This window comes from Moraxella sp. TY6 (assembly GCF_048551375.1).
In the GTDB taxonomy this organism is placed as follows: domain Bacteria; phylum Pseudomonadota; class Gammaproteobacteria; order Pseudomonadales; family Moraxellaceae; genus Faucicola.
Genome location: NZ_JBLYZJ010000008.1, coordinates 43,729 through 62,419 on the forward strand (window position 1 = coordinate 43,729; position 18,691 = coordinate 62,419).

The 18,691-nt window shown below is 43.5% G+C and carries 17 protein-coding genes; 14 read left to right on the forward strand and 3 right to left on the reverse strand.

Features of this window, described 5'->3' with window-relative positions; genetic code table 11:
- Positions 1–2: 2 nt before the first annotated feature.
- Positions 3–833 (reverse strand): symmetrical bis(5'-nucleosyl)-tetraphosphatase, encoded by an 831-nt coding sequence (locus ACK1U4_RS07455; RefSeq protein WP_419400602.1) that lies wholly within the window; start codon positions 831–833, stop codon positions 3–5.
- A 235-nt stretch (positions 834–1,068) separates the two neighbouring features.
- A complete protein-coding gene (rsmA, locus tag ACK1U4_RS07460; protein WP_419400693.1) occupies positions 1,069–1,896 on the reverse strand; it encodes a 16S rRNA (adenine(1518)-N(6)/adenine(1519)-N(6))-dimethyltransferase RsmA in 828 nt (275 codons plus the stop codon).
- A gap of 232 nt (positions 1,897–2,128) precedes the next feature.
- On the opposite strand from rsmA, the gene ychF reads away from it, so the two are divergent.
- From ychF to ACK1U4_RS07530, 14 genes are all read left to right on the forward strand, one after another.
- Complete coding sequence (ychF, locus tag ACK1U4_RS07465) at positions 2,129–3,220, forward strand: redox-regulated ATPase YchF (RefSeq protein ID WP_419400603.1); 1,092 nt, start codon at positions 2,129–2,131, stop codon at positions 3,218–3,220.
- A 329-nt stretch (positions 3,221–3,549) separates the two neighbouring features.
- Positions 3,550–3,978 (forward strand): 50S ribosomal protein L13, encoded by a 429-nt coding sequence (gene rplM, locus ACK1U4_RS07470; protein ID WP_419400694.1) that lies wholly within the window; start codon positions 3,550–3,552, stop codon positions 3,976–3,978.
- 10 nt (positions 3,979–3,988) lie between these two features.
- Positions 3,989–4,375: a 30S ribosomal protein S9 gene (gene rpsI, locus ACK1U4_RS07475; protein ID WP_419400604.1), complete on the forward strand. Its 387-nt coding sequence runs from the start codon at positions 3,989–3,991 to the stop codon at positions 4,373–4,375.
- 300 nt (positions 4,376–4,675) lie between these two features.
- Entirely contained in the window at positions 4,676–5,263 is a 588-nt protein-coding gene (gene petA, locus ACK1U4_RS07480; RefSeq protein WP_419400605.1) for a ubiquinol-cytochrome c reductase iron-sulfur subunit, read from the forward strand.
- A gap of 7 nt (positions 5,264–5,270) precedes the next feature.
- Complete coding sequence (locus ACK1U4_RS07485) at positions 5,271–6,503, forward strand: cytochrome b (RefSeq protein ID WP_419400695.1); 1,233 nt, start codon at positions 5,271–5,273, stop codon at positions 6,501–6,503.
- Positions 6,503–7,219: a cytochrome c1 gene (locus ACK1U4_RS07490; protein ID WP_419400606.1), complete on the forward strand. Its 717-nt coding sequence runs from the start codon at positions 6,503–6,505 to the stop codon at positions 7,217–7,219. The genes ACK1U4_RS07485 and ACK1U4_RS07490 overlap by 1 nt, the downstream gene beginning before the upstream one ends.
- Positions 7,220–7,415: 196 nt before the next feature.
- Positions 7,416–8,039 (forward strand): glutathione S-transferase N-terminal domain-containing protein, encoded by a 624-nt coding sequence (locus ACK1U4_RS07495; protein WP_419400607.1) that lies wholly within the window; start codon positions 7,416–7,418, stop codon positions 8,037–8,039.
- A 213-nt stretch (positions 8,040–8,252) separates the two neighbouring features.
- The gene (locus ACK1U4_RS07500) at positions 8,253–8,678 is read left to right on the forward strand and encodes a ClpXP protease specificity-enhancing factor (RefSeq protein ID WP_419400608.1); all 426 of its coding nucleotides are present in this window, start codon (positions 8,253–8,255) and stop codon (positions 8,676–8,678) included.
- Positions 8,679–9,073: 395 nt separating this feature from the next.
- On the forward strand, positions 9,074–9,340 hold the full coding sequence (gene rpoZ, locus ACK1U4_RS07505) for a DNA-directed RNA polymerase subunit omega (RefSeq protein ID WP_419400609.1): 267 nt from the start codon (positions 9,074–9,076) through the stop codon (positions 9,338–9,340).
- A gap of 413 nt (positions 9,341–9,753) precedes the next feature.
- On the forward strand, positions 9,754–11,964 hold the full coding sequence (locus ACK1U4_RS07510) for an HD domain-containing protein (RefSeq protein WP_419400610.1): 2,211 nt from the start codon (positions 9,754–9,756) through the stop codon (positions 11,962–11,964).
- A 13-nt stretch (positions 11,965–11,977) separates the two neighbouring features.
- Positions 11,978–12,358, forward strand: coding sequence for a RidA family protein (locus ACK1U4_RS07515; RefSeq protein WP_419400611.1), 381 nt, complete (start codon positions 11,978–11,980; stop codon positions 12,356–12,358).
- Complete coding sequence (locus ACK1U4_RS07520) at positions 12,359–14,593, forward strand: primosomal protein N' (protein WP_419400612.1); 2,235 nt, start codon at positions 12,359–12,361, stop codon at positions 14,591–14,593.
- Between the two features lie 192 nt (positions 14,594–14,785).
- Positions 14,786–15,505, forward strand: a complete 720-nt coding sequence (locus ACK1U4_RS07525; RefSeq protein WP_419400613.1) for a hypothetical protein — start codon at positions 14,786–14,788, stop codon at positions 15,503–15,505.
- A 26-nt stretch (positions 15,506–15,531) separates the two neighbouring features.
- The gene (locus ACK1U4_RS07530) at positions 15,532–17,358 is read left to right on the forward strand and encodes a monovalent cation:proton antiporter-2 (CPA2) family protein (protein ID WP_419400614.1); all 1,827 of its coding nucleotides are present in this window, start codon (positions 15,532–15,534) and stop codon (positions 17,356–17,358) included.
- On the opposite strand, the gene ACK1U4_RS07535 is transcribed toward ACK1U4_RS07530, so the two are convergent.
- Positions 17,355–18,554: an ammonium transporter gene (locus tag ACK1U4_RS07535; RefSeq protein ID WP_419400615.1), complete on the reverse strand. Its 1,200-nt coding sequence runs from the start codon at positions 18,552–18,554 to the stop codon at positions 17,355–17,357. The two genes, ACK1U4_RS07530 and ACK1U4_RS07535, sit on opposite strands and share 4 nt — an antisense overlap.
- Positions 18,555–18,691 lie beyond the last annotated feature (137 nt).

Genomic DNA, 18,691 nt, shown 5'->3' on the forward strand with positions numbered 1-18,691 from the left:
GGTTATTTCATTTTACAACTTTGGCAAAACACTTTCCCATCCCCCAACCGATACGCCATCAATCCCCCACCCCACACACAACCTGCATCGGTGGCTCGTGCGATATTGGTATCGACTTTGGCTTTTAACGCCGCCCAATGTCCAAAGAAAATTTGGCGTTCTCTTGGTACTTGCCATGCAAACCAAGGGCGAAAGCCATCTGGCATTTTATCATCAAGGCTGGATTTAAAGCTAAACTCAAGCGTACCATCGGCTAGACACAACCGCATCCGAGTAAAGTAATTGCAAATACTTCGCATTCGCACATAGCCTGTCAGCATATTGGACCAAGGCACAGCCTCTGAGCTGTATAAGTTGGGTAATAAGCGGTCAAGTTGCCATAGGCTACTTTGTAACTGGGTTTCTAGCTCAGTGGCGTACATTTTGGCTTGGCTAATCGTCCAATTCGGCGGAATCCCTGCATGCACTAGCACGGTTTTATCATCAGGCAGTAGCAACAACGGCTGTTTGCGTAGCCAATTCATCAACTCATTGCAATCTGGGGCATCAAAAATGGCTTGGGTTTTGTCTTTTTTCTTGATTTTGGTCGCCCCACGCCACACAGCTATCAAATTGATATCGTGATTCCCCAGCACCGTTTCGGCACAGCCTGCCTCGCACAGGCGTTTGACCAAGCGTAATGAGGCAAGTGAATCTTCACCACGAGCGACAATATCGCCTGCAAAATATAGCTTGTCTTGGCTTTCATCAAAATGAATCAACTTTAGCAAGGCTTTTAAATCACTATAACAACCTTGAATATCGCCAATTATATACTGGTGTCGAAACGCCATATGCCCTCTTTTACCTAACTATTATTATTTATTAAAATACAAAAAACAGGAATAAAAGGGCGTATTCAATACGCCCCTACCTGTTTTTTTGTTAAATTACATAGGGCTTACGCAAAAATGCCATTTTTTGTAGGTTGGGTGGAAGAATGACACCCAACATAAACCATTCAAATTGTTGGGTATCGCAAGCCCTACCCAACCTACGATTTGGTTAAATGCGTCAGTCCTATTACAATTATTTTTCTAAATCCGCCATACCATTACTCAGCGTGACAAAATCCACTACGCTTAATGTTTCTGGACGAGCCATTGGATTAAGTCCCCAGTCAATGAGTTGTTGCTCCGTCACCGCAGGCAAAATCGGTGATTTTTTAAAAATCGCTCGCAAAGTCTTACGGCGATGATTAAACGCCTCTCGCACCACCAAGGCAAACAATTTTTCATCATTTGCTACAATCGGTTTTTGCTCAAATGGTGTCAAACGAAACACAGCACTGGTGACTTTGGGTGGTGGATTAAATGCCCCATTCGGCACGGTCAACAGATAATCGGTTTCACAAAAATACTGCATCATCACCGATAAACGCCCATATTCGCCTGTATTGACCTCAGCCGTGATACGGTCAACCACTTCTTTTTGGAGCATAAAGTGCATATCTTGAATCACATCGGCAAACGTCAATAAATGAAACAATAATGGCGTGGAAATGTTATACGGCAAATTACCCACAATCCGCATTTTTTTCTCAGTTTTATCACTATTAACTTGTTGATAAAGCTCACGATAATCCACATCCATGGCGTTGGCTTTGACGATGGTTAAGCCTTCGTTACTATTTGCCCCAATGCGAATGCGTAACGTGTCCGCCAAATCAGTGTCGAGTTCGACCACAGTCAAACGGTCAACTTCGGCAAGCAAGGGTTCGGTAATCGCTCCCATACCCGGCCCAATTTCGAGCATCAAATCATCACGATTGGCATGGATACTGTCGATAATTTGGCTAATAATAGACTTGTCATGTAAAAAATTTTGCCCAAAGCGTTTGCGTGGCTGATGAGCCATAAAAGGGGAAACGGTCACGTTGCAGTTCCTAAACTTGGCGAAAAAAAGAGAAGCCTATGATTATAACATAGCTTGACGGATGAATATGACAGTTTAATGACAATGTGCTTTTAGAGCGTATTAAAGACAAAAAGATGACTGCAAAATATGCCTACCCAATAAATTGCAAGCAAGCTATCACAAATTTTGTTAAAATGTCTGCCAATTTTATAAATCAAACAGAGAGAACATTATGGGCTTTAACTGTGGCATCGTAGGCTTGCCAAATGTCGGCAAATCCACCCTTTTTAACGCACTCACCAAAGCAGGTATCGCTGCCGAAAACTTCCCTTTTTGTACCAAAGACCCAAACACAGGTATCGTCCCTGTGCCAGACCCACGTTTGAAGCAACTGGCAGACATCGTCAAACCTGAACGTGTCCTCCCCACAGCAATGGAGTTTGTCGATATCGCAGGCTTGGTCGCAGGGGCGAGTAAAGGCGAAGGCATGGGTAACCAGTTCCTTGCCAATATCCGTGAAACTGATGCGGTCGCCCACGTTGTCCGCTGTTTTGATGATGACAACGTGATTCACGTTGACGGACGTGTCAATCCACTGTCAGACATCGAAACCATCAATACCGAACTTGCGTTGGCAGACCTTGAGGCGGTGAGCCGTGCTATTATCAATGTTGGCAAAAAAGCCAAAGGTGGCGATAAAGATGCCAAAGCGATGGTGGATATTTTTAACAAAATCGAGCCATTACTCGCCGATGGCAAACCTGCTCGCATGGCAAATCTTGACGAAGACGAGAAAAAACTGATTCGTAGCTACGGTTTAATCACGCTAAAACCTGTGATGTATATTGCCAACGTGGCGGAAGATGGCTTTGAAAACAACCCTTATCTTGACCAAGTACGTGAATTTGCCGAAAAAGACAACGCCATTGTCGTACCACTGTGTAACCAAATCGAATCGGAAATCGCCCAATTAGACGATGACGAAAAAGCCGAGTTTTTGGAAAGTATGGGGATGGCAGAGGCAGGGCTTGACCGTGTGATTCGTGCAGGGTATGAGCTGTTAAATATGCAAACCTACTTTACCGCAGGGGTCAAAGAAGTGCGTGCATGGACGGTGAAAGTCGGTGCTACTGCCCCTGAAGCTGCTGGTGTGATTCATACCGACTTTGAACGTGGCTTCATCCGTGCTGAAGTCATTGCCTTTGATGATTTTATTCAATATCAAGGTGAAAAAGGGGCTGCCGCTGCGGGTAAATCTCGCCTAGAGGGCAAAACTTATATCGTGCAAGATGGCGATGTCATGCACTTTAGATTTAACGTTTAATAACAAACCCAATAAATGTCGTACTGTAGGTGAGAAGCACTGCTTCGCAAGGCATAAGCCCAATATTTTAAAACTTTAAACAGGGCGTAAGCATTACGCCCCTACGACTGTAAATTTTAGATTTGGTGTAATTTAATACTTAAAGGCTTTTATATGAATGGGTGCGTTAAATGCACCTTTTTTATTTTCATCAATTTATTTTATCCAAAACCCCTAATGACATATTGCAACAATCGCATAAAGCCCATATAATATGCGTTCGTAATTTTGAGAGCCCTCGTTTCCCAGACAATCACTCTCAACTATTAACTCAAAAAGGTTTTTTAAACATGAAAACTATCAGTGCTAAACCACATGAAGTGACACACGATTGGTACATCGTCGACGCTGAAGGTAAAACGCTAGGCCGCTTGGCGAGTGAAATCGCATCACGTTTACGTGGTAAGCATAAGCCTTCATACACCCCACACGTTGACACTGGCGATTATATCGTTGTTGTTAATGCTGAGAAAATTGCCGTTACTGGTAAAAAAGCTCAAGATAAAAAATACTACCGTCACACTGGTTACCCAGGTGGTATCAAAGAAACCAACTTTACCAAACTTATCGCTCACAAGCCAGAAGACGTGCTTCAAAAAGCGGTAAAAGGTATGTTGCCAAAAGGTCCACTTGGCTATGCCATGATTAAAAAGCTAAAAGTGTACGCAGGTACTGAGCATCCACATACTGCTCAACAACCTCAAGTGTTAGATATCTAAGGAGCAAACTATGGAACGCAATTACGGTACAGGTCGTCGTAAAACTTCAACTGCTCGTGTATTCTTGTCAGCAGGTTCAGGCAACATCGTTGTGAACGGCAAGCCACTTGACCAATACTTCGGTCGTGAAACATCGGTAATGGTGGTACGTCAACCATTAGAACTACTTGATGTTGCCACTAAATTTGATATCTACGTTACTGTTAAAGGTGGCGGTATCAATGGTCAAGCAGGTGCAATTCGCCACGGTATTACTCGTGCATTAATCGAATCTGACGAAACGCTAAAACCTGCTCTAAAAGCAGCTGGTTTTGTGACTCGTGACGCTCGTGAAGTTGAACGTAAAAAATTGGGTCTTCGCAAAGCACGCAAACGCCCACAATACTCAAAACGTTAATTTTAGTTATACGTTTTTACAAAAATGCCCTTGTATCTTACAAGGGTATTTTTTTTATTTTCGATTAGGAATTTATTTTATGACAAAAATAGCATAAAATAGCAATATTAGCGAAATTTAGGCACAGCTAAGGTGGCTTTTAAAGAATAACTGATTTAAAATAGCCATAAACCTAATGTGGGAATATTGTTACCCATGTAACCAAAGTCATTTTGATGGTTGATACCTCTCTCCCCCTTTTACTAAAGGCTGTTATTGAGTTAAGGAAAGGATTGAAACATTAATCTGGAGGAATTGTTAATGAGCCATGCCGAAGGCGTTGATATGAAACGCCGTAGAGTATTAATCGCTTCCACTGCCGCCCTAGGTGCGGTAGGTGTTGCAGCGGTTGCCACGCCATTTGTGCGTTCTTGGTACCCTAGTGCCAAAGCAGAAGCTGCGGGTGCACCTGTGACTTATGATACTGCGTCAATTGAAGCAGGTCAGATGGTCGTAGTGAAGTACCGTGGTAAACCCATTTATATTGTCAAACGTACCAAAGAAATGATGGACAATTTGGCAAAATTTGAACCCCAGTTGGCTGACCCAAAATCTGAAGCCTCTCTACAACCTGAATATTGCAAAAACCCTTCTCGCTCAAAAGACAATTCAGACTTGTTAGTGTGTGAGGGTGTTTGTACCCACTTGGGTTGTGCTCCTGCCTTCCGTCCAGAAGTGGGTGCGGCTGATTTGGGTGGTAGCAGTTGGTTGGGTGGTTTTTTCTGTCCATGCCACGGTTCAAAATATGACCTTGCAGGGCGTGTTTTAACTGGTCAACCTGCACCTCGTAATCTGCCTGTCCCTGACTATAGTTTAAGTGCAACAATTTTAACGGTGGGGGTAGCTTAATATGAGTATGGGACAAAAATTAATGCATTGGGTGGACGCACGCTTTCCTGCGACTGAAACCTATGAATACCATATGTCAAAATATTACGCCCCAAAAAATTTCAATTTTTGGTATTTTTTTGGCGTATTGTCAATGGTGGTATTGGTCAACCAGTTAGTGACTGGTATTTGGCTAACCATGATGTTTAACCCAAGTGCTGAGGGAGCGTTTGCTTCTGTTGAATACATCATGCGTGATGTTGAAGGTGGTTGGTTAATTCGTTATATGCACTCGACTGGGGCTTCGGCATTCTTCGTGGTGGTGTATCTACATATGTTCCGTGGTTTACTCTATGGTTCATATCAAAAACCTCGTGAGCTTGTATGGCTAATCGGTATGGGTATTTATCTATGCTTGATGGCAGAAGGCTTCTTTGGTTACTTGCTACCTTGGGGTAATATGTCGTTTTGGGGTGCTCAAGTTATTTTGAACCTACCTGCGGCGATTCCTTTTATTGGTGATGCGTTAGGCGAATGGGTCAAAGGTGACTATATCATTTCTGGTATTACCCTTAACCGTTTCTTTGCTTTACACGTTGTGGCAATTCCTTTGATTTTGGTTGGTTTGGTATTTGTTCACTTGGTGGCATTGCACCATGTTGGTTCAAACAACCCAGATGGTATCGACATCAAAAAACTAAAAGACAAAAATGGTGTACCCCTTGATGGTGTGGCATTCCATCCTTACTATACTGTGCATGACTTGGTTGGTATCGTGGTGTTCTTTATGGTGTTCTTTGCCGTGGTATTCTTCTTCCCAGAAGGTGGCGGTTTCTTCCTAGAACCACCAAACTTTGAAGCAGCCAACCCATTAAAAACCCCTGCACACATTGCCCCAGTTTGGTATTACACGCCATTCTATGCGATGCTTCGTGCGACACCATCTATGTTTGGCTCTGCCCTACCTGGTGTGATTGTAATGGGTGCTTCGATTGCGATTCTATTCGTGTTACCTTGGCTTGATAAATCACCTGTACGCTCAATTCGCTACAAAGGTACGTTATCAAAAATCGCTTTGACTATTTTCGTGATTAGTTTCTTGATTTTAGGTTATTTGGGTGTGATTCCATCAAGCGATACAGCAACCTTGGTCGCTCGTATTTGTACGGTTCTTTATTTCTTGTTCTTCTTATTGATGCCGATTTATACGTCTATCGAAACGTGTAAACGTCCACCTGAACGTGTTACTGGAGGTCACTAATGAAAGCTGTTAATAAGATTATCGCTGGATTGGGCTTGACCTTAGCACTAGGGCTTGGGGCGACTACCGCTCAAGCCAGTGGTGGCGGTGGCTGTGGTACTTACAAGACTGTTGATGGGAAAGATGAGCATTTGGCGTGTGAAGTTGCCCCTGTAGACTTGACCAATAAAGCGTCAATCCAACGTGGTGCATCCATGTTTATGAGTTACTGTGTTGGCTGTCACTCGGCTCAATATGTACGTTATTCTAAAATGTACAAAGATTTGGATATCCCTAAAGAGTTAGTCGAAAAATACCTGATGGTAACGACTGACCAAGTGGGTGACCATATCACTGCTGGTATTGACCCAGAGCAACAAAAAGCATGGTTTGGTGCTCAACCACCTGACCTATCGCTAGAAACTCGTCTACGTGGTAATGATTGGGTATATACTTACCTGCTCGCTTTCTACGAAGACCCTAGCCGTCCTTGGGGTGCAAACAACATGGTGTTGCCAAACGCAGCCATGCCTCACGTGTTGCATGATATGCAGATGAACACCTCAAAAGAAGAATACCGCCAAAATATCGGAGATATCGTCAACTTTATGGCGTGGATGGCAGAGCCACAAGCTCACCAACGTAAAGTGTATGGATTTTGGGTATTGCTATTCTTAGCTGCCTTATTAATCCCTGTGTACTTATTGAATAAAGAATTTTGGAAAGATGTGAAATAATCCGTCATTTTGACAAAGTTCATAATAAGACACATAAAAAAGGTAGCTTAGGCTACCTTTTTTGTTGTATGGCTTCACCAAAATACCATTTGTCAGATAGGATAACGCATACCCAACCCAATTTATTGACAATAAATTGACAACAAAATGGTATATAATAAATCCATAACTTCAAAAATACGTTGATATTCACAATATGCTAACCCCCCAAGCGAATACACTGGTACTTTATGCAGATGATGGTTATTTGAGCCATCAAGTGCGTTTGGCATTATGTGTCAAAAAAATTGAGTTTAATGAAATTGATATTCGCCACGATTGGGAACAACTGGAAGATTTGGCAGATATCAATCCTTATAACACATTACCTGTACTAGTACAGCGAGATTTGATATTATACCGTAATACGGTGATTTTTGAATATTTAGAAGAACGTTACCCACAGACCAAACTGTTACCAGAAACGCCCATTGAACGTGCCAATTATCGGCAATTATGTTGGCGGATTGAACATGACTGGGTCAAATTAGCAGATATTTTATTAACCCATCCCGATACCTTGGATATTCAACAAGCCAAAAAAGCTCGCCAACAACTTACCGACTCATTGGTGACTTTATCGCCATTATTCGCTCATCAAAGTTATTTTTTATCAGATAAATTTGGGCTGTGTGACTGTATTTTGGTGAGTATTTTATGTCGTTTATCCTTGATGCAGATTGATTTACCTAAGCATTTGACACGCCCCTTATTACAATATATGGATCGAATTTTTGCCTTACCGAGTGTCAAAAAGAGTATGTCGCCATTAACGCTTTAAATGAATAGTTTAGAAAAATTCGTACTTTTTTACAAACTGTTACAGTATGGTAAGTTTTTATGTAAGTTATTGTGTTATGTTGATAGTAAGCGATTTTATCGTTTGATAGTGATTTGAAATATCGACAATTTTCTAATTGTTACTTGATGGTTAAGGTGTTAATTCTTGAGTGTTAATAAAATTATTGCAACAATTATGTAAGAGAGAATGACCATGACACAGCCTACCCCACAACTCAGCCCAACTCGCCCCTATATGATTCGTGCGATTTTTGAATGGCTTGAGGACAATCAACTGACCCCTTATCTGATGGTTGATGCCACTCAACCCAATGTGGTTGTACCTGTGGAATATGTGCAAGAGGGTCGGATTGTGCTGAATATTGCCAGTCGTGCTACAGGCAATCTACATATTGATAATGATTATATTAATTTTCACGCACGGTTTGGTGGGTTGTCCAAAGAAATTTGGGTACCGATGCAGGCGGTGCTAGGGATTTATGCCAAAGAAAATTCGCAAGGGATGTTCTTTGACCCCAGTGAATACGAGCATTATCAAACCGAACAGGCTTCGCATAGCACAAAACCCAAATCTGCACGTCCTAAACGTGAAAATAAAGCAGGGCTGAAAGCGCTGTAAATTTGGGCATAAGTATTTACAGCAAAATTTAAGTAAGCTAAACTCGGGATAAGAAGCATTAGCATTTTCCATATAATCCCCCTAAATCCCCCTTTTTCAAAGGGGGACTTGTCCACCGTTTTAGTCTAAGTTATGGGGGGATAGCCCCCTCTTTTGTAAAGAGGGGGTTGGGGGAGATTTAAATAATAGCAATATCAATGAGTTATAATTTCTCTTAACGCAAACTCAGGTTAAGTAAACTTGTAGGGTGGGTTAATCCATCATTTCGGACGTAACCCACCAATTTTAATACAGAACTAGCTTTACTGAGAAACTTCAACTATTGCTAGTGTTTATCCCAAAATTTTGTTAAAATCACCTATTCACTTTTTTATTTTGATGAGGATTATACACTCATGGCACGTGTCACTGTCGAAGATTGTTTAGATAATATCCATAACCGTTTTGATTTGATTTTGGTGGCAAGCAAACGAGCTCGCCAGTTAGCTCGTGGCGTGTCTGAGCCATTGGTTGAGCGTGAAAACGACAAACCCACGGTATTGGCATTGCGTGAGATTGCGGAAGGCTTGGTGACCAAAGATATTTTGAGCCAACCAGAACGTGAGTTGCCTAATAAATTCCATCACATGGATTTGAGTTTATCAAGCGGTCACGGTTTCTAATACCTTTGTGTATTAAGTCGGCTCACGCTGATAATTGACTGTTTAACAAAAGCCACCTTCGGGTGGTTTTTTGCGTCATAAGTTTGTAACATTTTATTACATAATTTTTGGGTGATTTGGGTTGTATTTTTCTTGAAAAAATGTTCTATTTGAGATATCTTTTTTGATAATATTTTACGTTAAGATGTATTTGTGTGCTTGTTTATGATGAATTTTTTAGAACATTTTTTATGAATCGTTAACCATGTGGCTAATATTGAGCGATGTCAAACTTTATCGATGATAACCACGCCTTTTTGATAGGGTTAGGCATAAACAAGCGGATAGCTGACTTTGAGTCAGCTATTTTTATCATAGGTAAGCAAAAATTAACTTTCGTGGGATTTATTTAACTTTGCGAACAGGGGCAACGCATGAATCGTTTTGAATTGACCAAGATGAGCCATCCAGATGTTGATATTGCACGCTTTGAGCTGGTGCGTGTATTGGATTATTTGAGCGTGGCAGATAAAGAAAAGGTGTTACGAGCCTGTGATTTTGCCGATAAGGCTCATATTAAGGATTTTCGCAAGTCAGGTGAGCCGTATGTGACGCATCCGATGGCGGTGGCTGAGATTTTAGCCAGTTTTCGCATGGATGTGGATACACTGGTGGCTGCCCTATTACATGATACCGTTGAGGATACGGAGGTCACTGATGAGGATGTGACTCGTGAGTTTGGCAAAACCGTGGCTCAAATCGTCAATGGCGTGACTAAGTTAAAATCCTCTGACCAAAAACACGTCAATAAGGCAACGACCTTTTATAAGATTATCACGGCAACGTTAGAAGACCCAAGGGTTTTGATTGTCAAGCTTGCTGACCGCTTGCACAATATGACAACGATTGGGGCAGTGCCTGAGTATAAGCAACAAGCCACTGCCCAAGAAACGCTGGATTTTTATGTGCCATTTGCTCGAATTTTGGGCTTAAATGATTTGGCGGATTATATTGAGATTTTGTGTTATCGCAGTCTGAATGTCAAAATGTACACCAAGCTGGAAGATAAGCTGATGCAACATGGGCTGGGGCGTGCGTTTCAGCAAGAGCGGATTCACAATTTTCTGAATGTGATATTGTATAATTTGGCTGTCAAAGGCTATGTCAAAGATGTGGATAACCGTGTTACGCTGTACCGACAATTTTTCAAAAACCGTGGTGAAATCAAAGATTTACTTTGGCAATATGAATTTATGTTGGTGATGGATGACATCGAAGACTGTGAAAAAGTTGCCAAATATTTGATTGAAAAATACCAAATTCCCAGTAATTATATTGAAGATAGCATTCGCAAACCTCGTGCAGGTGGGAATCAATCACTGACTTTAACCTATAAAAGTGCCTCAGATAGCGTCAAAGTTATTATTTTGACCAAAACCATGCTTAAAACCACCCGTTTGGGTATTTTGATGGGTGAAGAAGCCACGCCTCTTAGCCGTACGGTAATTCAAGCTTCATTACAAAACTTACAAACCCTTATCAGCGACCACGAAGTCAACTATCAAAAACCCACCGATGCGGTGGCAGTCGTGGATAAACTGATTAATTACCTCCATGAACGCAAAATCATTTGTTTTACCCCCAAAGGTGATGCCTACGAATTGCCTCGTGGCTCAACGGCATTGGACTTTGCGTTTGCCATTAACACAGGGCTTGGGCGTATCAGCACTGGGGCGGTTATCAATAATAAAAATGCCAAACTCGGCACGGTGCTAAAATCAGGGGATGTGATTCATATCGAGTCCGATAGCCATGCTCAACCCAAAGCGGAATGGCTTGGGTTTGTCGCCACCAACAAGGCTCGCCGTAGCTTATTTGACTGGCTCAAAGGGTTAAGCTCAGACGAACGCCAATTGCAAGGACAAGCTGCCTTTGCTAGAGCGTTGCAAAATCAAGGTGTGACCCTTGATGAAGTGACCGAGCATCAGTGGCAAACCTTACTTGAATGGCGAGGCCTAAAGCAACGCAGTGAATTATATGAAGAATTGACCACAGGCAAGCTATTGCCCCAAATTGCAGTATCTCGCCTGCTCACGCCAGAACAGCTTGCCAAAAATCAAGCCGAAGCCCATGCCGAACACCATCCGCAAAGCCTTATCGCTGATGCTGCCAATATGGAAATGACCTTTTCTAGCTGTTGTCACCCTGTATATGGCGACCAAATTGTTGGGCATTTGTCTAAAAATGGCTTGGTGGTGCATCGTCATAAATGCTTCTCGATTGAAGAAATTCGCAAAATTAATGATTACCAAGTCATTCCCCTGCACTGGCGACAATCCACCAGTGATGATGAACTGTCAAAACGGATTTATTTTGATGCAGGGCTAAAAATTAATCAAACCCTCACCGCTGACCAAATCAGTGATGTGATTTTTATTGTCAAAGACGTGCAAGCAGGCTTTGAATTTATTGACCATCGCAACGGCTATACGTTACTATTTGTGGTGGTGCAAAGTCGTGACCAAATTGCTACACTCATTCAGCGATTACGCAGTCAGCTAAATTACCCAAATATCGTCCGTTTATATCAATGGAATGATGAAGTACCTCAGCAAAACAAAAATACCCAACCCATTGCCAATTAAATAAGGAAATCTTATGAGCCGTGAAATTGTCCATACTGACGATGCCCCAGCCGCCGTTGGTACGTATTCGCAAGCCGTGAAAGTCGGTAATACCGTATATCTATCTGGTCAAATTGGGCTAGACCCAAAAACCATGCAATTGGCAGATGGCTTTGAAGCCCAAGCCGAGCAAGTGATGTCAAACCTTGAGGCGGTTTGTAAAGCCAGTGGTGGTAGTCTAGCCGATGTGGTGAAATTTAATGTATCGCTGACTGATTTGGCGAATTTTAATGCGTTAAATGAGATTTTTGTCAAACGCTTGACCGCTCCCTATCCTGCTCGTGCGGCGGTGCAAGTCGCTGGTTTGCCAAAAGGTGCAGTGGTGGAAATTGAGGCGATTTTGTTTATTGAATAAATGTACGCCCAAATCGCCCTACCCGTCCCTATCGATTCGGTTTTTGATTATGCCCTTGAGCCGAGCTTGCCCCTACCCATTATCGGTAGCCGTGTGCTTGTACCGTTTGGCAGTCGCAAGCTGATTGGCATTGTCGTGGGGCTGATTGAACACACCGACATTCCAAAAAATAAAATCAAAACTATCCTTGAAGTCATTGATAATGAAGCGATTGTCGATAGCCACTTGCTAAAACTCGCAAATTGGCTATCCAATTATTACCATTATCCACTTGGCGATGTATTGGCAGTAATGCTACCGACCTTGATTCGGCAAGGCAAACCACTCACCCAACCGCAAACCTTTTGGCGAGTGTTACGAAATGCTCAAGATGGTGACTTCTCCGCCACTGCCAAAAAGCAAAAACAACAATTCGCCTTGATTGAACTCAATAACGAATTAAACCGTTTTCATCATCAATCTGAAATTGCCGAAAGCCAACTTCTCGCTCATGGGGTGGAAAAAGCCTTTTTGACTAAATTTGCCGAAAAAGGCTTGGTTGAAAGTTTTAGCCAAATCGTTGAGCCTACGCCACCGCCCCCTTTTGCCCTAAATCAAACCAATTTAACCCTCAATGACGAACAACAAATCGCCGTCAGTCACATTCACCAAGCCATTACCAATCAAGCCTATCAAGGGTTTTTGTTAAATGGTGTGACAGGCAGTGGCAAAACCGAAGTGTATCTGCAAGCCATGCAACCTGCCCTTGAACAAGGCAAACAAGTGCTGATTCTTGTGCCAGAAATCGGCTTGACTCCACAGACCGAACGGCGGTTTAGCGAGCGGTTTTCGGCAAATGTGCTGATGCTCCATTCTGGGCTGAATGACACGATTCGGCTACAGGGGTGGCAAGCCTGTCGTGACGGCTCGGCTCAAATTATCATCGGCACACGCTCAGCGATTTTGTATCCGTTTGCGGATTTGGGTCTAATTATTGTCGATGAAAGTCACGACCAATCCTACAAACAGCAAGACAGCCTACGCTATCACGCCACCGATGTCGCCTTGTATCGGGGTTTTAGCAATAAAATCCCTGTGGTGCTTGGTACGGCAACCCCTTCGCTTGAAAGTCTGCAATTGGTGAAACAAGGCAAACTCACGCCTTTGACATTGAGCCAACGAGCAGGCACGGCAAAACCTGCCAAAATGCAACTGATAGACGCTCGCCAACAAAAATGGCAACACGGTCTGACCGAAAGTCTGCTCAAAGCCATGCAAGCGACTTTGGATAAAGATGAGCAAGTCTTGGTTTTTTTGAACCGTCGTGGCTATGCACCGATTTTGATGTGTGATAGTTGCGGTTGGCAAGCGGACTGCCCTCGCTGTGATGCTCATTTGACCGTGCATTTTTCGCCTGTTGCCATGCTTAAATGCCACCACTGCGACTGGCAGAACGCCATTCCCAAAACCTGTCCAGACTGCGGTAGCGCAAACCTTGACCCTGTCGGTATAGGGACGGCTCGCTTGACTGAGGGCTTGGGCGAGTTGTTTCCTGATGTGCCGTTGATTCAGATTGACCGTGATACCACTCGGCGTAAAGACAGTTGGGACAAGCTGTATCAACAGATTGAGGACAATCCCAAAGCGATTTTGGTCGGTACGCAAATGGTGGCAAAAGGGCATCATTTCCCCAATGTGACTTTGGTGGCGATTCCCAATGCCGATAGTGGGTTTTTGTCGTCCGACTTTCGCTCACCAGAACACACCGCCCAGCTTATCGTACAAGTCGCAGGGCGTGCAGGGCGTGCCGATAAAACAGGGCGTGTGTTGATTCAAACTCGCCAGCCCGAAAATCCGATTTTGCTGACCCTTGTGCGTGATGGCTATTGGGTGTTTGCCGAGCAACTGCTACAAGAACGCCAATTGCTCGGCTTACCGCCCTTTAGCCATGCCTGTTTGATTCGGGTGGAAAGCAAATCATTGGACAATAATAAAGTGATTTTGCAACACGCCATGAATCTGTTGCCAAATCGTGCCGACTTAACGCAACTGGGGCTTGCGGTGTCTAGCGTGGTCGATGCACCGATGGCGAAGCGAAATAGCCGTTATCATTCGCAGTTGTTGATTTTGGCAAAAAATCGGCAGAATTTGCACGCTTTGCTTGATGGTTGGTGGCAACAGGTGCAACAATTGGATAGCGTTAAAAAGTTTTATGCACGGCTATCGCTCGATATCGACCCAAGTGGGTGGGGTTAACCGTTTTACCATCAATCCTGTGCGATTTTGGGCGTAAGCATTACGCCCCTACAAAAATCTGTCTGATTTTTAATTTAAGTGACGGTAAATCACCACTTAGCCAAACTTTACTTTTTTGCTTAGGCTAAATATGCTAGGATGATAAAATAAAGGATAAAAACTAAAGTCGCCAAAATCATAAGGACTTTTATCATGTCAAACCGTTCTGCCCCCTTTATCGCCCCCCAATTGGTCGATGAAAACAACCAAACCCTTGACGATAAAAACAATAAAAAACAAGTCAAAGCCCTACTTTCAACTTTGCAAGCCGATATTGCCCAATTTCGAGATGATTTTTTTCCGCCACCCTTTTTGACCCAAATCCAAGACCTACCGATTTATCAAGGTAACTTAGCAGAAGTGCAAACCTACGAAGCGACTTGGCAACCTTTGATTGAACGTGCCAAAGGCTTTTATCCGTCCGCTTATTTACCGCCTGATTATTTGCCGTTGCCTGCCAGTTTGGAAATTCCGCAATTTGTTTATCATGTGCAAAAACTCCATCTCACTCGCACCAAAGCCAAAGAATCCAAAAGTTTCGGCTCAGTGGGGGCATTGGTGGCGAAGTGTGGCGATTATGACAGCGAGCAGTTATTGGCGATGGAAACGGCGTTAGATAAATACCCCAACGGCAAATTGGTCGCCCATCGTGAGTTTATTGATTTGCGTGCGTATGTGTTTTGCCGTGATGCCAAAGGTGAAATGCTAGAGCCCGAGCGATTGCGGTTTTATCGCACAGGCTTGGTAATTCAGGCATTAGAAGACTTTAAGCTAGTCGATAGTCGCCAGACCCCACGCAAAAAACGCAATGATGCTTATAAAAATCCGATTGCGGATAATGGACTATGGAAAGTTTTTATTAAAATTAATTAAACAAAAAATTATAAATTGGAAATCCTATGCTTTTAGCCAGCACACCCAGTAATTTAATGTTAGAGGCGACCCTATTTTTGGGGGCGGCGATTGTCTTTGTGCCACTTGCCAAACGCTTTGGTATTGCCACTGTGTTGGGCTATTTGCTGGTGGGGCTATTGCTTGACCCATTTACTGCCAAGTTGATTAAGCATCCCGAAGATTTATTGCATTTTTCGGAATTTGGCGTGGTACTACTGCTGTTTATCATTGGGCTAGAGCTTCAACCCTCACGGCTGTGGGCGTTACGCCGTTCGATTTTTGTGCTGGGGGGCTTGCAGGTCTTAGTGACAGGCGGTGTGCTGATGCTGCTTGTGTGGTATTTTTTACATATTCGGCTATCCACCAGTTTTGTGATTGGCTTTGGTTTGGCATTGTCGTCCACTGCTTTTGTGTTGCAATTATTGACCGAAAAAAAGCAGTTATCCAGTACCCACGGTCAGCATGCTTTTACCATTTTATTATTCCAAGATATTGCGGTGATTCCGTTATTGGCGATTTTGCCGTTTTTATCGGGCGCACAACAGCAAAATTATGACTGGATTTATTTTGCCAAAATTATCAGTGTGTTTGCAGGGCTGATTTTTGCCAGTCGCTATATTGTACGACCATTTTTTCGCTTTGTGGCATCCAGTAATGCCAATGAATTGCTGACAGCGGTAGCATTGTTTATTGTGATGGGCGTGTCATTATTGATGGATTATATTGGTCTGTCGATGGCGTTGGGGGCGTTTTTGACAGGGGTGCTACTGGCGGATTCGGAATATCGCCATGAGTTAGAAGCCAGTATTGAGCCGTTTAAAGGCTTGTTATTGGGGCTATTTTTTATGTCGGTGGGGATGCTCACGGATGTGAAGTTAATTTTGACCAAACCCGAAATCGTCATCGGTGGTGCAATATTGTTAATGTTGGTGAAGTTTGCCAGTATGTTTATCATTGCACGGCTGATGGGCAACCGCACCCCTACCAGTATGCGATTGGCAGTGACATTGGCTCAAGGCGGTGAGTTTGCGTTTGTGTTATTTAGTGTAGCAAGAGATCAACATTTATTAAATAGCCATCAACAAACCCTATTAAGCTTGACAGTTACCGTGTCTATGGCATTAACGCCTTTGGTATTTTTGTTGCTTGAAAAAATTGGCGAGCCGATTTTTGCCAAACGCCAACCCAAACGTGCCTTTGATAAAATCCCAGAAACCGAGCATCCTGTGGTAATTGCAGGGTTTGGGCGTGTCGGACAAATCATTGGGCGTGTGCTACGCATGCACAATGTGGAGTTTACAGCGATTGAACGCTCTGCCAACCAAGTGGACTTCGTACGCAAGTTTGGTAATCAGGTGTATTATGGCAATCCGCAAAACCCAGAGATTTTGCGAGCCGCTGGGGTGGGTAAAGCCAAGTTATTTATTTTGGCGATTGGTGACCCTGTACTGTCGGTGTCGGTGGCGACTTTTGTGGCACATAAATACCCCAATTTGACCATATTGGCTCGTGCTAGAAACCGTGACCATTATTATCGGTTAAGAGAAGCTGGGGTGAAATATATTTGGCGTGAAACCTATTTATCCGCCCTTGATATGTCGAGAGAATCGCTTGAGGTGCTTGGCTTTGATGCAGAAAAAGCTCGCCGTACCGTGCGGATGTTCCGTGATTATGATGATGAATTGATTGAACGCCAACAAGCGATTTATGATGATGAAGCCGAGATGATTGCCTCGGCTCAATCAGCGATTTTGGAATTAGAAAGTCTGTTTGACAGTGACATCGGTGAAGCGAGAAAAGAAGGCTTAACCGATGAGAAATTGCCAACTTAAAAAATATCTTTATCAAAGGTGGACGAGATTTTATGAATACTCAAGTCCGCCCCATTAAACTCTTCTTCGTCACCCAAGCGTAGTCCCATCACTTTTTGGATAAAACCATACACCAAAAAGCCAGTCGCTATCGCAAACATCACACCACCAAAGCTACCGACTAACTGAGCAAAAAAGCTTACCCCACCATGTCCACCAAAGGCTTTTTGTCCAAAAACCCCTACCGCAATACCACCCCAAAGCCCACACACACCATGCAATGGAATCACGCCTAGCACGTCATCGAGCTTGATACGGTTTTGAATCAAGGTAAACAAATACACAAACAAGCCCCCTGCCACGCCACCGACAAACAACGCTCCCAATGGGTGCATCACGTCCGAGCCTGCACACACGGCTACTAAACCTGCCAAAGGACCATTGTGCATAAAACCTGGGTCGTTTTTGCCGACTAACATAGCGACCAACGTACCACCGACCATCGCCATCAGCGAATTGACTGCGACCAAGCCAGAAATATTGCCGATTTTTTGGGCGGACATGACGTTAAAACCAAACCACCCAACAATCAAAATCCACGACCCCAATGCCAAAAATGGAATGGACGATGGTGGATGGGTACTGGCATAGCCATGCTTGTAGCGGTTACGTCTTGCCCCTAGCAGATACACCGCCCCCAAAGCGACCCAACCGCCAAAAGCGTGTACCACGATTGAGCCTGCAAAGTCATGGAACGGCACGCCAAATAACGATTCGATACCGCTTTGAATACCAAATTTACCACCCCAAACCACGCCTTCCATCAAGGGATAAAAAAACGACACAATCAAAAAAGTCGCTATTAACAACGGCAACATTTTGGCTCGCTCTGCCACGCCCCCAGACACAATCGCAGGAATCGCCGCCGCAAAGGTCAATAAAAAGAAAAACTTCATCAACTCATAGCCATTATCCGCCAATAACACATCGGTGCTGTGCAAGAAGTTGATGCCATACGCCAACGGATAGCCGATAAAAAAATACGCCATGGTCGATACGCAAAAATCGCCCAAAATCTTGCTCAAGGCATTGACTTGGTTTTTGGCTCGTACTGTGCCAAGTTCCAAAAACGCAAACCCTGCGTGCATCGCCAAAATCATCACTGACCCAATCAGCAAAAATAGCACGTCTAAACTTGAATGTAGCGGTGTCGCCATCGCTGTTCCCCTTACCCACGGATGGTATTAGCATCGTTATTTTTAAACAATACCAAACCCAAAGTTTGAATTTGTAGGGGCGTATTGAATACGCCCTAAAAAATGGGCTTATGCAATAAGCCCCTACAATATCTCTT